Annotated in this window: 17 protein-coding genes; 6 read left to right on the top strand and 11 right to left on the bottom strand. The window is 65.2% G+C overall.

The window, feature by feature from the left end:
* The first annotated feature begins 50 nt into the window (after nucleotides 1–50).
* Nucleotides 51–821: an SDR family NAD(P)-dependent oxidoreductase gene (locus tag ACE3S9_RS01460; RefSeq protein ID WP_374544648.1), complete on the top strand. Its 771-nt coding sequence runs from the start codon at nucleotides 51–53 to the stop codon at nucleotides 819–821.
* 8 nt (nucleotides 822–829) lie between these two features.
* Here ACE3S9_RS01460 and ACE3S9_RS01455 read toward each other — a convergent pair whose 3' ends face one another.
* The 4 genes from ACE3S9_RS01455 to ACE3S9_RS01440 form a co-directional block, all read right to left on the bottom strand.
* On the bottom strand, nucleotides 830–1,258 hold the full coding sequence (locus tag ACE3S9_RS01455) for a DUF2867 domain-containing protein (RefSeq protein ID WP_374544647.1): 429 nt from the start codon (nucleotides 1,256–1,258) through the stop codon (nucleotides 830–832).
* Nucleotides 1,259–1,288: 30 nt separating this feature from the next.
* Complete coding sequence (der, locus tag ACE3S9_RS01450; protein WP_374544646.1) at nucleotides 1,289–2,740, bottom strand: ribosome biogenesis GTPase Der; 1,452 nt, start codon at nucleotides 2,738–2,740, stop codon at nucleotides 1,289–1,291.
* Entirely contained in the window at nucleotides 2,740–3,447 is a 708-nt protein-coding gene (locus ACE3S9_RS01445) for a tetratricopeptide repeat protein (RefSeq protein ID WP_374544645.1), read from the bottom strand. The genes der and ACE3S9_RS01445 overlap by 1 nt, the downstream gene beginning before the upstream one ends.
* Nucleotides 3,448–3,529: 82 nt before the next feature.
* The gene (locus tag ACE3S9_RS01440) at nucleotides 3,530–4,096 is read right to left on the bottom strand and encodes a DUF2239 family protein (RefSeq protein ID WP_374544644.1); all 567 of its coding nucleotides are present in this window, start codon (nucleotides 4,094–4,096) and stop codon (nucleotides 3,530–3,532) included.
* 172 nt (nucleotides 4,097–4,268) lie between these two features.
* Between ACE3S9_RS01440 and trmFO the strand changes: the two genes are divergently transcribed.
* On the top strand, nucleotides 4,269–5,669 hold the full coding sequence (trmFO, locus tag ACE3S9_RS01435) for a methylenetetrahydrofolate--tRNA-(uracil(54)-C(5))-methyltransferase (FADH(2)-oxidizing) TrmFO (protein ID WP_374544643.1): 1,401 nt from the start codon (nucleotides 4,269–4,271) through the stop codon (nucleotides 5,667–5,669).
* Here trmFO and ACE3S9_RS01430 read toward each other — a convergent pair whose 3' ends face one another.
* Nucleotides 5,670–5,858, bottom strand: a complete 189-nt coding sequence (locus ACE3S9_RS01430) for a hypothetical protein (RefSeq protein WP_374544642.1) — start codon at nucleotides 5,856–5,858, stop codon at nucleotides 5,670–5,672.
* Nucleotides 5,859–5,932: 74 nt separating this feature from the next.
* Entirely contained in the window at nucleotides 5,933–6,247 is a 315-nt protein-coding gene (locus tag ACE3S9_RS01425) for a hypothetical protein (protein ID WP_374544641.1), read from the bottom strand.
* A 152-nt stretch (nucleotides 6,248–6,399) separates the two neighbouring features.
* On the opposite strand from ACE3S9_RS01425, the gene ACE3S9_RS01420 reads away from it, so the two are divergent.
* The 3 genes from ACE3S9_RS01420 (at nucleotide 6,400) to ACE3S9_RS01410 (ending at nucleotide 7,575) form a co-directional block, all read left to right on the top strand.
* Nucleotides 6,400–7,050, top strand: a complete 651-nt coding sequence (locus ACE3S9_RS01420; protein ID WP_374544640.1) for an alpha/beta hydrolase — start codon at nucleotides 6,400–6,402, stop codon at nucleotides 7,048–7,050.
* A gap of 22 nt (nucleotides 7,051–7,072) precedes the next feature.
* A complete protein-coding gene (locus ACE3S9_RS01415; RefSeq protein ID WP_374544639.1) occupies nucleotides 7,073–7,279 on the top strand; it encodes a hypothetical protein in 207 nt (68 codons plus the stop codon).
* A 62-nt stretch (nucleotides 7,280–7,341) separates the two neighbouring features.
* Complete coding sequence (locus ACE3S9_RS01410; RefSeq protein WP_374544638.1) at nucleotides 7,342–7,575, top strand: hypothetical protein; 234 nt, start codon at nucleotides 7,342–7,344, stop codon at nucleotides 7,573–7,575.
* Here ACE3S9_RS01410 and ACE3S9_RS01405 read toward each other — a convergent pair.
* The 4 genes from ACE3S9_RS01405 to metG are packed head-to-tail and all read right to left on the bottom strand — an operon-like array spanning nucleotide 7,572 to nucleotide 11,570.
* Nucleotides 7,572–8,429, bottom strand: coding sequence for a phytoene/squalene synthase family protein (locus ACE3S9_RS01405; RefSeq protein WP_374544637.1), 858 nt, complete (start codon nucleotides 8,427–8,429; stop codon nucleotides 7,572–7,574). The genes ACE3S9_RS01410 and ACE3S9_RS01405 overlap by 4 nt on opposite strands.
* Before the next feature lie 2 nt (nucleotides 8,430–8,431).
* The gene (locus tag ACE3S9_RS01400; RefSeq protein ID WP_374544636.1) at nucleotides 8,432–9,226 is read right to left on the bottom strand and encodes an MBL fold metallo-hydrolase; all 795 of its coding nucleotides are present in this window, start codon (nucleotides 9,224–9,226) and stop codon (nucleotides 8,432–8,434) included.
* A complete protein-coding gene (locus ACE3S9_RS01395) occupies nucleotides 9,223–10,008 on the bottom strand; it encodes a TatD family hydrolase (RefSeq protein ID WP_374544635.1) in 786 nt (261 codons plus the stop codon). The genes ACE3S9_RS01400 and ACE3S9_RS01395 overlap by 4 nt, the downstream gene beginning before the upstream one ends.
* Entirely contained in the window at nucleotides 10,008–11,570 is a 1,563-nt protein-coding gene (gene metG, locus ACE3S9_RS01390; protein WP_374544634.1) for a methionine--tRNA ligase, read from the bottom strand. Before metG ends, ACE3S9_RS01395 begins: the two co-directional genes overlap by 1 nt.
* A gap of 178 nt (nucleotides 11,571–11,748) precedes the next feature.
* On the opposite strand from metG, the gene ACE3S9_RS01385 reads away from it, so the two are divergent.
* Nucleotides 11,749–12,849 (top strand): YeiH family protein, encoded by a 1,101-nt coding sequence (locus ACE3S9_RS01385; RefSeq protein WP_374544633.1) that lies wholly within the window; start codon nucleotides 11,749–11,751, stop codon nucleotides 12,847–12,849.
* A gap of 7 nt (nucleotides 12,850–12,856) precedes the next feature.
* Here the strand turns inward: ACE3S9_RS01385 and queA are convergent, their stop codons facing one another.
* Nucleotides 12,857–13,927 (bottom strand): tRNA preQ1(34) S-adenosylmethionine ribosyltransferase-isomerase QueA, encoded by a 1,071-nt coding sequence (gene queA / locus ACE3S9_RS01380; RefSeq protein ID WP_374544632.1) that lies wholly within the window; start codon nucleotides 13,925–13,927, stop codon nucleotides 12,857–12,859.
* Nucleotides 13,928–13,937: the final 10 nt, after the last annotated feature.

Raw genomic sequence — 13,937 nt, 5'->3', positions numbered from 1 at the left:
CAATTGTCGCTGCTGGCCGAAACCGGCTGACCTTCACCACAGGCTGATCCATGTCCGATCCGACCAAGCCCGGCGAGAAGAAACTCGCCGGCCGCATCGCCCTCGTCACCGGCGCGTCTCGCGGCCTGGGCTCCGCTATCGCGCTCGAACTGGCGCGGCGCGGCGCCCATGTCATCGCCATGGCGCGCACCCAGGGCGCGCTGGAGGAGCTGGACGACGCCATCCGCGCGCTGGGCGGCGAAGCCACGCTGGTTCCCTGCGACGTCACCGATTTCCCCGCGCTCGACCGACTTGGCGCGGCGATTTTCGAGCGTTGGGGCAAGCTCGACATTTTCGTCGGCAATGCCGGCATTCTCGGCCCGTTGACGCCGATCTCACATTGCGATCCCGACAAATGGGACAAGCTGTTCGCGGTCAATGTCACGGCCAATTACCGGCTGCTGCGCTCGCTCGATCCGCTGCTGCGCGCCTCCGACGCCGGCCGCGTCGCGTTGATTTCGTCGGGCGCGGCGCAGCGAGCCTATTATCGCGCTTTCTGGGGCCCCTATGCGACCTCCAAGGCCGCCGTGGACGCGCTGCTGCGCTCCTATGCCGCGGATACGGTCAATGTCTCGGCGATCAAGGCGATGAGCGTCAATCCGGGCCCGCTGCGGACCAAGATGCGCGCCGCCGCCATGCCGGGCGAAGACCCGATGACCTTGCGCACGCCGGAAGAATTCGCGCCGAAACTGGTCGATCTGTGCGGGCCGGACTGGACCGAAACCGGCAAGATCTACGATTTCCCGACGGATCGCGTCCTCTCGTTCCAGGGACCGGCCTGAACCTACCCTCACCCGATCCGCGCCGCGAATGCCCGCGCGATCAGGCGATGGAACGGCAGAATGACGAATAGATAGGCCCGGCCCAGCCAATTGCGCCGGCGCACGATGGTCGTCAGCGTGGCCTTGCCCGCCGCCACCGTGACGACAACCCGAAAATCGAGATGGCGGTCGTCAAAGCCGAGCACGACCTGTTCCGGCGTTTCGGAAACCACCGGAAATCCGGACGCAGGCGCGGGCTTCAGGCCGAAAGGCGCGACCAACCTGTCCCGCAGCGCCATCAACGCCGTGGCCCAGCCGGGCGCGCGAGCGAAAGCGCGGTGGGCCGCCTCTACGGCGTCCACCCCCGGCGCGACGGGCGCCTGATAGGCGTCAACGAAATCATAGCCCGGCAGCAGGACGTCACAGTCCACGGGCGGCGGCACGGCGATCACGACCATGACGCGATCGTACGTCAAGCGAGCGAAAGATCAGCGACGCTTTTTGCCCGCATAGGGATTGTCGCCCTGTTTCAGGGTGACGCGGATCGGCGTGCCGGGCAGGTCGAAGGTCTGGCGCAGGCCATTGACCAGATAGCGCTGGTAGGACTCCGGCAATTCGTCGAGCTGGTTGCCGAAAATCACAAAATAGGGCGGCCGGGCCTTGGGCTGGGTCATGTAACGGATCTTGATCCGCCGTCCCGCCACCGCCGGCGGCGGGTTCTGGTCGATCGCGCCTTCAAGCCAGCGGTTGAGCCGCGCCGTGGAAATGCGCCGGTTCCAGATTTCATGGGCCTTGATCGCCGCCTCGATCAGCGCGTCGATCCCCTGCCCCGTGGCGCCCGAAACCGGAACCACCGCGGCGCCGCGCACCTGCGGCAGCAGGCGGTTGGCCTCCTCGCGCAATTCGATCAGCTTGGCGGATTTATCCTCGATCAGGTCCCATTTGTTGAGCGCGATCACCAAAGCGCGCCCCTCGCGCGCCACCAGATCGGTGATGGTCAGGTCCTGTTTCTCGAAGGGAATGGTCGCGTCGAGCAGGACCACCACCACCTCGGCGAATTTCACCGCGCGCAAGGCGTCGGCGGCGGCGAGCTTTTCCAGCTTGTCATCGACCCGCGCGCGTTTACGCAGGCCCGCCGTGTCGAAAACCTTCAAGGCTCGTTCGACGCTTGTCCCGGCATAGGCCGAGCGCCGCGCATCGTCGCGCTCACCCTTGCGCCAAAAATGTTCGACGCCGATGGAATCGCGGGTGACGCCGGCCTCGGGCCCCGTCAACAGCCGCTCCTCGCCGAGCAGACGATTGATGAGCGTGGACTTCCCCGCATTAGGCCGCCCAACGATGGCGATCCGCAGCGGCTTGGTCGGGTCGAGTTCGCTGCCATCCTCGTCATCGGCGAGGACCAGCGCGGGACGCGCGTCGTCCTCATCCTCGGAAAGCGCCGTTTCCTCCGGCAGAGCCGCGAGCAAGGCGCCGTAAAGCTCCGCGAAGCCGTCGCCATGTTCGGCGGAAAGCGCAACCGGATCGCCGAGGCCGAGCGCGAAGGCGTCATAGGCGCCCGCCTCGCCGGCCTTGCCCTCGGCCTTGTTGGCGATCACGATCAGCGGCTTGCCGGCGCGGCGCGCCAAAGCGGCGAAATGGCGGTCTTCCGGCGTGACGCCGACGCGCGCGTCCATCACGAAGAAGATCGCGTCGGCGTCGTCGATCGCCGCCTCGGTCTGGGCGCGCATGCGGCCCGAGAGCGTTTCCGCCGCGCCCTCTTCAAGGCCCGCCGTGTCGATGATGGTGAAATGCAGGTCGCCGAGCTTCGCGTCGCCGGCGCGACGGTCGCGCGTGACGCCGGGCTGGTCGTCGACCAGCGCCAGCTTCTTTCCGACCAGCCGGTTGAAAAGCGTGGATTTGCCGACGTTCGGACGGCCGATGATGGCGACGGTGAAGGACATTATTTCGACGGGGCCGCCTTTTCGGGCGCCGGCGCGGCGGGCTTTTCCGCGACCGGCGGCGTGAACTTGCCGCCGCCGCGCACCAGCGACAGATAGGCGTTGACCTGCTGGCGCAGATTTTCCGGGGCGTTCGGATCGACCACGATCTGGTCGAACCATTTGCCGGCGCCCTCGAAATCGCCGCGCTTCAGGGCGGCAAGGCCGAGAAATTCGCGCGCGGTATGGCGGAAGGGGCCATCGAGCAGCGGCGAGAAGCGTTGTTCGAGCTCAGCCTTGCCGGCCTCGTCCACGCGCAACATCGCGGCGCGCAGGCGGGCGACGTCGCGCAGCAGGCTGTCGGCGCCGGCTTCGGCGGCCAGAGCGTCCAATTCCTTGACCGCCGCCATGCGATCGAGCTGGGCGCGCTCCTCCGCCGCGCGAATCCGAGCGAGCGCCTGATAGCCTTGTGGCGCGTTCTTGGCGAGATCGTCAAAGGCGGCCGCCGCCGCATCGGGCTTGTTGGCCGCGGCCAAAGCCTGCGCCGCTTCATAAGCCGCGCCGGCGGCTTCCGCGCGGGTCTGGCGTTCATGGCGGAGGAAGACGAAAATCGCCGTGCCGACCACAATGGCGACGGCGAGACCGAAGACGACGATGGAATATTTCGACCACAGCCGCTTCAGAGAATCTGTGCGGACGTCTTCGTCGACTTCGCGAAAAATATCGGCCATTGCGGTTTCCTGGACCCTCTTTTCGTCAAGCGGTTAGCACGGCGCGCGGCCAAAGGCGAGCAACATTCCTTTTTCGCCGCCTTCAGGCCGCGTCGCGAAAGGCGAGCCAGCGCGCATAAGCCGCGACATCCTGCGGCCAGGCGACTGTCCGCTCGATGAACGATCCGCGATCGCCGGCGAACAAAGCGCGGGAGGCCTCCTCGAAACCGGGGAAATCGCCGGCCATGGCCGAAACGAAACGATAGGCCGCCTCGCGCGCCTCGCGGCGGCGGTCGCTCTCGCTTTGGTCGCGCCGGGCCTGTTCCACCAGCTTGCGCAAGGCGACCGAAGCGCCGCCGGGCTGGCCGTTCAGCCAATCCCAATGGCGCGGCAGCAGGGTGACTTCGCGGGCGACCACGCCGAGCTTCGGCCGTCCGCGCCCGCGCGCGTCGCCGGCGGACGGGTCTTCCGCCGTCGGCTGCGCCTGGGCTTCGTCCCGCAGATCGAGATCGACCTGCCGGCCGGTCCCGTCCTCGAAGACCAGCAGACGCGCGGCGGGATCGTCGCTGAGCAATTGCCGCGCGATGGCGCCCGCATAGGGTGTGGCGGCCTGGGCGACGCGGGTCGTTCCGGCGAAAATGGTGACAGAAGAAGGCAAGGCATTCGTCATGAGGCGCTCCGATCTGAGCAATTATTACCCGGATAAAATAATCGTGTCAATTTTATCCGGGTAATATTATTTGCATTGACGCGGAAACGCCCTGACGCGAAATGGGCTTTTCGACCGACGATCGCGTTATCGCGCGCCCGCCCCTCAAGCAGAAAAAGTCCGAACCTCGCGTATGAACAACGCTCTTTCACCCGTCCATATCATTGGCGGCGGCCTCGCCGGCTCAGAAGCCGCGTGGCAGATCGCTCGCGCCGGCGTTCCGGTCGTGCTGCACGAAATGCGCCCGGTGCGCGCCACCGACGCGCACAAGACCGAATTTTGCGCCGAACTGGTCTGCTCGAATTCGTTCCGTTCGGATGATTCCGAGACCAATGCCGTCGGCGTGCTGCATCGGGAAATGCGCGCGATGGATTCGCTCATCATGCGTTGCGCCGACGCTCATCAGGTGCCGGCCGGCGGCGCCTTGGCCGTTGACCGCGACGGCTTCGCCGCCGCCGTCACCGCCGCGCTGGAAGAACACCCGCTGATCACGATCCGCCGCGAGGAGGTCGCCGGGCTGCCGCCGGCGGATTGGGACAATGTGATCATCGCCTCCGGCCCCCTCACCTCGCCGGCTTTGGCGGAGGCCATAGGCGCGCTGACCGGCGAGGCGGAGCTGGCCTTTTATGACGCGATCGCGCCCATCGTGCATTTCGATTCTATCGACATGGACAAGGCCTGGTTCCAGTCGCGCTACGACAAGGCCGGTCCCGGCGGCAGCGGCGCGGATTACATCAATTGCCCGCTCGACCGCGAGCAATATGACGCCTTCGTCACGGCTCTGATCGAAGGCCCCAAGACGCAATTCAAAGATTTCGAAAAGACGCCCTATTTCGACGGCTGCCTGCCGATCGAGGTGATGGCCGAGCGCGGCCGCGAAACCCTGCGCCACGGGCCGATGAAGCCGGTCGGCCTGACCAATCCGCACAACCCGACCGTGAAGGCATGCGCCATCGTCCAGTTACGGCAGGATAACGCGCTCGGCACGCTCTATAATATGGTCGGCTTTCAGACCAAGCTGCTGTATGGCGCGCAGATCGAGACCTTCCGCACCATTCCCGGCCTTGAGCGGGCGGAATTCGCCCGCCTGGGCGGGCTGCACCGCAATACATTCCTGAATTCGCCCAAGGTTCTCGACAGGGCGTTGCGGCTCAAGGCGCAGCCGCGCCTGCGCTTCGCCGGCCAGATCACCGGCTGCGAGGGCTATGTCGAAAGCGCCGCCGTCGGCTTAATCGTCGGACGGATGGCCGCCGCTGAGCGTCTGGGGCGCGAACTGCCGCCGCCTCCGCAGACGACCGCTATCGGCGCCCTGCTCAACCACATCACCGGCGGCCATATCGAAACCATCGACGCCGGGCCGCGCAGCTTCCAGCCGATGAATGTCAATTTCGGCCTGTTTCCGCCGCTTGATTTCACACCCAAGGCGCCCGACGGCAAGCGTATGCGCGGGCCCGAAAAGGCAATCGCGAAAAAGCGCGCGCTCTCGGCGCGGGCCGAGGCGGATTTGCGCGTCTGGCTCGACTCGGCGTCGTGATTATTTGCGCTTCTTGCGTGGTTTCTTCGTCGTGAAGGCGAGCGGCGCGCTCCAGAGCGAGCCCATCGCCTTGCCCATGGCGCGCGCCATGTCGGATTGCTGACGCTTCGCCTCGGCCATGATGCGGACCCGCGCCGCGCCCATCGCCGTATTGGCCGCCTTGTTGGCGCCGCTGAGCCAGGCGCTCATGAACGGATTTTTCCTGCCGCGCATCGTCCGCCTCGCCCCATTTCGCAATTGGCGGCTTCGGCGCCGCAGCAGACCTACAACGAAACATAGACGAATTTGGGTCCCTTGAGCGCGGGGTAATTTTCGCGCAGCGCCTTCGCGATCTTGCCGACCAGAACCTTGTCGCCGGCCGCCGAGGGACCGACGAAATCGGTCCCCGCCATCCAGGTCTCCAAAAAGCAATGCAGCGTCTCGTCATAATCCGGACCGGTCGGATTGGCGGTCTTGTCGGCGAGCGAGGCGATTCCGGCGGCGTCCACCTCCAGCCGCCAGTCGCGGTCATCGACCTGCGACGCCAAAAGCTTGGCGAGATCGGCGTCGGTCCAGTTTCCCTTGAGGTCGAGCGTCATGATGTCCATCCCTTCTCTGCGTGGCCGCGCCCGCTGTCGCGAAGGCGACGCGACATGGATCGAAGCAGGGAACGGGCCAGAGGGCGCCGGCCGAGACGCCGCGCCATGCGGCACGAATATTGATTGGCGCAGTCAAACCGCTCGGGAAAGCCATGGCCGACATCATCGAAGGTCCGAAACTCGCCGCTCTGTCCTGCGGCAAGCCGGTCTATCTGGTCGTGCTGCTGCATGGCGAAGGCGGCTGCGGGCAGGACATGGCCGATCTGGCGCTGGGCTGGGCGCCGGAGATGATCAAGGCGGATTTCCTCGCGCTCGAAGCGCCCTTTCGCGACGCCCAAGGCCAAGCGGTCTGGCGCGATCCGGTTCGGCCGGAGGAATCGTTCAGCGAGTCCGCGGCGGCGCTCGACGGCTTTCTCGACGCGCAACTGACTCAAACCCGCCTGCCGGCCTCCCATCTCGCCTTGGTCGGCTTCGGAGAAGGCGCCGAACTGGCTTTGACCGTCGGACTGCGCCGCCCGCAACAGCTCGCGGCTTTGGTCGGAATCGCCGGGGCCTATCGCGCCGAGGCTCTGGCGGAGGCTCTGGTTTCTCCCGCCCCGACCCTGCTGGCGCATGGCGAGGACGATCCCGTCGCGCCCTTTGCCGCCATGCTGGCGCTGAAAGAGGCGCTGAAGGCGCGCAGCGCGCCGGTCTGGAGCTTTAGGCGTCCGGGGCTCGGCCATTCCATCGACGCCGAAAGCGCCGATGCGGCCGGCGCCTTTCTCGCCCGCCACGTCAAACATCAGAAACCCGACGAACATTGAGCCACCAGAAGGAGCCCGAACCATGCCGATGCCCGAAGAAGCGATCGAACCCGGCAAATGCTATTCGGCCGGCGCCGAGAATTACCGGGTGGTCTCGATCACGCGCAGCATCGTGACCTATCAGGCGTGGCCCAAGGGCGGCAAGCTGCATCCCTTGCGCATCAATTGCGGGCTGAAGGCCTTCGCCGCCGCCGTGCGCAAGGAAATCCCGGGCCCGCCGCCCACCTGACCGGAGCCATTGTCGCGTGTCCTTCACAGGCGGGGCCTAGTCTGCGGGAAAAGGAGACGTTCATGGACACCGATACCGCTCAACTCGACGCCCTGCAGAAAGCCTATAAGGCCGTCGTCGAGGAATGGATCGCCGCGATCAAGCATGAAGAGGATCTGGCCTCCGTCGATCACGACGTCGCCAAGATCGACCTTTGGGAACAGGCTCATTTCGCCGAAGACGAAATCCGCACCCGGGTCAAGGAAGCCAAAAAGGCTTACGAGGACGCCCTGCGCGAGCAGATTTTCGGCTTTTAAAAACCTTTGCGCCAAAGCGCCCAGTGGCGGCGCCATAGCGCGACATCGACCTGCGTCTCATAAGGGTCGTAATCGCGGCGCTCCATTTCGCGCAGATAAAGCGGCGGCAAAGCGAGAAGGCGGAAAGCCTCGCGCTCCGGCCGCGGCAGGGAGAGAACAGCTTGTTTCGCTTTTGTCAGATTGTCGCGCGCCAGAGCGCGCAGCTCCGCCAGCGCGGCCGCGACGGCCGGCGTCCGGTCGCGGGCGAAAAGATCGCGCGCCGCCAGGCCGTGTCGGGTGAGAAGATCGCCCGGCAGGTAGCAGCGCCGTTGCGCAACATGCCAGGGCAGCGACCGCAGCAGGCCGACAATGGCGTAGGCGCGCCCGCCATGGCGCGCGGCGAGCGTCGCGGCTTCGGTCTGATCGGCGGCGGGTCGCCCGCCGCTTATGACGCGATGGGCCAGCGTAAACAGCGCCGCGCCGGTCTCGTCGCAATAGCGATCGAAAAAGGCCATATCCGGCGCCGGATCCTCGTAAAGATCGAAGCGCCGCGCCTCTAGCAGGTCCAGAACCTCCTGACGCGGCAGTCCCAGAGTCGCGATGGTGGCGAGCAGCGCGTCGGCGGTCGGATGCGCGCGGAAGGTGTTGGCGTCCGGAGCTTCGAGCGCGTCGATCCACCATTGCAGCCGCATTTCGCCGAGGATCGGCTGCGAGACATGATCGCGGATGCGAGCGGTTTCGGCGTTGAAGGCGTAAAGCGCGAACAGATGCGGCCGCGCGGCGTCCGGCGCGAACAGGCAGGCCAGCCAGCGGTCGCGGTCGCTTTCGCGCAAAGCCGCGCCGCAAAGGGTGTAATGTTCGGCGAGCCGGTCCAAGGTCAGACGCTCAGGCGCATGAAGTCATAAGCCGGCTCGACATTGGGCGGCAGATGGCGGCGCAGCGCCTCGTAATCGAGATCGGTGTGGAGATTGGTCAGCACCGCGCGCTTCGGCCTGAAATGCGCGATCAATTGCAGGGTTTCGCTGACCGAGAGATGGCTCGGATGGGACTTGTGGCGCAGGGCGTCGACAATCCACAGATCGAGATTTTCCAGATAATCCAGGCTCTCGGGCGGAATATATTTGACGTCCGGCGTATAGGCGCAGGCGCCGAAACGATAGCCGACCGCGTCGATATCGCCGTGGTTGAGCCGGAACGGCAGGACGTCGATATCCCCGGCCGGCCCGCCATGGCGGAAGCTGCGGCCATATTGGAAGAAATGTGGAATGAGCAGCGGCGGGTAATTGCTGCCGGGCGGCGTCTCGAACAGATAATCGAAGCGCAGGCCGACCGAGCGCCAGGTCGGATCGTCCAGATAGCAGTCGATCTTGCGATGCATGGCCATGGTCAGCGGCCGCAGGTCGTCGAGGCCGTGGATATGGTCAGCATGGGCGTGGGTGAGCAGCACGGCGTCGACCCGGTGTACGTCGGCGTCGATCAATTGCTCGCGCAGATCGGGACCGGCGTCGACCAGCAGCCGGGTCGGCTCGCGCTCGCCCTGTTTCTCGACCAGAATGGCGCAGCGGCGGCGACGGTTTTTCGGATTATTGGGGTCGCATTCGCCCCAGCCCTGGGCGACCCGAGGCACGCCCGCCGAAGAGGCGCAGCCCAATATGGTGATGTCGAGCCTCATGCGGCGAGCGGGGGCATTTTGTCGAACAATCTTTGCGCATTGGCGGTGGTGATCGCCGCCAGCTCCTCGCGAGACACGCCCTTGACCTCGGCGAGGACCCGGGCCGTTTCCGCGACAAAGGCCGGCTCATTGGTCTTGCCGCGATGCGGCGTCGGCGCGAGGAACGGCGCGTCGGTCTCGACCAGCAGCCGCTCCAGCGGCACGTCCTTGGCGATATCGCGCAATTCCTGCGAATTCTTGAAGGTCACGATGCCGGAAAACGAGACATAGAGGCCAAGTTTCAGCGCCGCCTCCGCCAGATCGCGGCTGGAGGAAAAGCAATGCAGCAGCGCCTTGAACGGGCCTTTCGCCGTCTCCTCTGTCAGGATCGCGGCCATATCGGCATCGGCGTCGCGGGTGTGAATGACCAGCGGCAGCCCGGTCTGGCGCGCAGCGTCGATATGGGCGCGGAACACGCGATGGGCGCGGTCGCGCGGGGCGCGGTCGTAATAATAATCGAGCCCCGCCTCGCCAATGGCGACGCATTTTTCATACACCGCGAGGGCGACGATCTCGTCGGTGGAGAATTCGCGCTCGTCGGTGGCGTGATTGGGATGGGTGCCGACCGAGCAGAAAATATCGTCGTCGCTCTCCGCTATGGCGCGGATCGCGTCGAATTTCTCGATCTCGGTGCAGATGGTGATCATCCGGGCGACGCCGGCGGCCTTGGCCCGCGCCAGCACGGCGGCGCGGTCCTTGGACAGTTCCGGGAAATCGAGATGGCAATGGGTGTCGATCAGCATTACGAAACGGCTCCTTTCGCCGGCTCTTCCGCTTCGACATAGCGCGGGAAGATCGGCGCGGGCGCGGGCAAATCCGCGCCGGCGAACAGCCGGTGCTCCGGCCTTGCGTAAATATAATCACGCTCGTCGGCGCGCACGGCGAGAAGGTCAAGCAATTTCGCCGCCGCCGCCGGGATGAAGGGCTGGCAGAGGATGCCTACCACACGCAGGGTCTCGATGGTGGTGAACAGCACGGCGTCGCGCCGCGCCGGGTCGGTCTTGCCGAGTTTCCACGGCTCCTGCCCCGCGAAATAACGGTTCGCTTCGCCAACCACCGCCCAGATCTCGCCCAGCGCCTGATGCGGCGCATAGCCGATCATCGCCGTGCGGACTTTTTCCACCGCCTGATAGGCCTTGGTCTGCAATTCGGCGTCCGCCGGCTGGACCTCGCCCTGTTCGGGGACACGCCCGCCGTTCTTGGCGATCATCGAGAGCGAGCGCTGCGCCAGATTGCCGAGATCATTGGCCAGATCGGCGTTGATGCGCTGGACGATGGCCTCATGCGAATAATTGCCGTCCTGGCCGAAGGGCACCTCGCGCAGGAAGAAATAGCGCAGGGCGTCCACCCCGTAATGATCGGCCAGCGCGATCGGGTCGATGACATTGCCGACCGATTTCGACATTTTCTCGCCGCGGTTGAACAGGAAGCCGTGGACGACGATCTGTTTCGGCAGCGGCAGATCGGCAGACATCAGGAAGGCCGGCCAGAAAATGGCGTGAAACCGGGTGATGTCCTTGCCGATGACATGGGCGTCGCAGGGCCAGAATTTTGCCCTCGGCCCGTTCTCGAAAAAGCCGGTCGCCGTGAGGTAATTGGTCAGCGCGTCGACCCAGACATACATCACATGCCGCTCGTCGCCGGGCACGGGAATGCCCCAGTCGAAGGTGGTGCGGCTGATCGACAGATCGTTCAGCCCGCGCTTCACGAAGGCCACGATCTCGTTGCGATATTTTTCCGGCGCGACGAAATCCGGATGGGCCTCGTAATGGGCCCGCAGCTTTTCGGCATAGGCCGAGAGCTTGAAGAAATAGCTCTCCTCCTCGACCCATTCGACCGGCGTGCCGGTGGGCGCGAATTTCTTGCCCTCGGCGTTCTGCGTCAGCTCGCTCTCGTCGTAATAGGCTTCGTCGCGCACCGAATACCAGCCGGAATATTTCGACAGATAAATGTCGCCCTTGGCCGCCATGCGGCGCCAGATTTCCTGCACGGTCGCCTTGTGACGCGCCTGCGTGGTGCGCACGACGTCGTCGGCCAAAGCGTTGAGCTTCTCGCCCATGGCTTGAAACTGCGCGGCGGTGCGGTCGGCCAGAGCCAGCGGCGAAATCCCCTCCCGCTGCGCCGTCTGCTGCATTTTGAGGCCATGCTCGTCCATGCCGGTGACGAACAGCACGTCACGGCCGTCGAGCCGGTGGAAGCGCGTGAAGGCGTCGGAGGCGATCCGCTCATAGGCGTGGCCGATATGCGGCGCGCCATTGGCGTAGGGAATCGCGGTCGTGAGGTAGAAGGTTTCTTTCGCGGACATGACGCCTCAGGGAGGTGAATTTGGCGCGCAAATTATAGCCCGCCGCGCGGAAGGCCAAGGCTTTTCCCGCGCGGCGCCGTCTCGCTCCCCTTGAAGCGTCGCCGTCCCGGATGCACGATGTCATGAATTCGAGATCTGGTATGTCCGGAAAATGAAAAATCGGCGACGGGAAGGTATCATGAGCTCCGATCTCGATACAGACACAGCTTCCGTGCATGCGATCTTCCAGTCCTATGACGGAATGGAAGGTTTGGCGGCGGGATCGAGCGCTCCCGCCCTGACACAATCGGGGAAATGGCAAGCCTTCTTTCAGCGGACCTATCCCGGCTTGCTGGTGGCCGCCACGATTGCTTTGGCCGCCACGTGGTTATCGCAGCAATACCGGTCTCCGGTGATGCTGTTCGCCCTCCTGTTCGGAATGACGTTCCATTTCCTTTACGAGGAGGGCCGCTGCGTCGCCGGCATCGAGTTTGCCTCGAAAGCGGTGTTGAGGGTTGGCGTCGCTTTGCTCGGGGCGCGCATTACCGCGCATCAGATCCTCGAACTGGGCGCGATGCCGATTGCGACCGTCATAGCGGCCATCGTCAGCACCATCGCTCTTGGCGCTTTCGTCGCGCAAAGGTTCGGCCTCAGTCGGTCGTTCGGCGTGTTGTCAGGCGGCGCTGTCGGTATCTGCGGCGCGTCGGCGGCCCTCGCCATCGCATCCGTCCTGCCACGAACGAGCGAGAGCGAAAGAGATACCATTCTGACTGTGGTCACGGTGACGCTGCTGTCCACCATCGCCATGATCACATATCCGTTGTTCGTGACGGCGCTCGGCTTCGATCATGTTCACGCCGGCATCTTCCTTGGCGGCACGATCCATGACGTGGCGCAGGTCGTGGGCGCAGGCTATTCGATCTCGCCAGAAACCGGCGACGTCGCCACCTATGTGAAGCTCCTGCGCGTCAGCATGTTGCTGCCGGTCGTCTTCACCATCGCATTCATCGTGAGCCGGCGCGCGAAGGCCGGCCAGAACAGCGCGAAGGTGAACCTTCCGTTTTTCCTGGTCGGTTTCGCTGCTCTTGTCATGGCGAACAGCCTGGGCCTGTTGCCCAAGGTGGCGACGGACGCCGCCAATGACCTGTCGCGCTGGTGTCTGGTCACCGCAATCGCGGCGCTCGGCATGAAGACCTCGTTCAAGGACCTTGCCGCGGTGGGTTGGAAGCCAATCGCGGTGATGGTGCTTGAGACCGCCTGGATCGCCGCCCTCACCGTTGTCGCGGTGCGGTTCATCTGAAACCGGCTTACTGTCTCAGCAGCAGGCAGGCGTCGCCATAGGAATAGAAGCGATATTTCGCCTCGATGGCGTGGGCGTAGGCGGCGCGCATGCGCTCCAGCCCCGAAAAGGCGCTGACCAGCATGAACAGGGTCGAGCGCGGCAGGTGGAAATTGGTCATCAGCACGTCCACCGCGCGGAAGGAATAGCCCGGCGTGATGAAAATGGCGGTGTCGCCGGCGAAGGGCATGATCTCGCCGGAGGGCGCGGCGGCGCTTTCCAATATGCGCAACGAGGTGGTGCCGACCGCGACGATCCGCTCGCCCCGCGCCCGCGCCGCGTTGAGCCGCGCAGCGACCTCGGGCGTCACCGTTCCCCATTCGGAATGCATCTTGTGGTCGGCGGTGTCCTCGGCCTTGACCGGCAAGAACGTCCCCGCCCCCACCAGCAGCGTGACCTTTTCGACCGTTGCGCCCGCCTTGCCGATGGCCTCGACCAGTTCCGGCGTGAAATGCAGCCCGGCGGTCGGCGCGGCGACCGCGCCGGATTTCTCGGCGAACAGGGTCTGATAGTCGCGGGCGTCCTTGTCGTCCTCGGCCCGGCGCCCGGCGATATAGGGCGGCAGCGGCATATGGCCGAGCGCGAAAATCGCGTCGTCGAGCGCCGGGCCCGACAGGTTGAAGGACAGCAGCGCCTCGCCCTCGTCCTTCTCGGCCACTTCGGCCCAGAGCGCGCCGGCCTGACAGGCTGCGCCCTCGCCCGGATCGTCGAAAATGATTTTCTCGCCGATTTTCAGCTTTTTGGCCGGCCGCACGAAGGCGCGCCAATGCGACGAATCCTCGCGCTTGTGCAGGGTCGCCTCGATCCGGGCGACGGCCTCGCCGCGCCGGCGATAACCGAACAATTGCGCCGGAATCACCTTGGCGTCATTGACCACCAGCACGTCGCCGGGCCGCAGGAAGCCGGGCAGATCGCGGATGTGGGCGTCTTCGAAGCTCTGCGGCGCGACCACCAGCATCCGCGCGGAATCGCGTGGCTCGGCAGGCCGCAGGGCGATTCTCTCCTCGGGCAAATCGAAATCGAACAGGTCTACGCGCACGCCATCGGCC

Source organism: Rhodoblastus sp. (assembly GCF_041915505.1).
GTDB lineage: Bacteria > Pseudomonadota > Alphaproteobacteria > Rhizobiales > Beijerinckiaceae > Rhodoblastus.
This window is presented reverse-complemented; position numbering and strand designations above follow the sequence as displayed.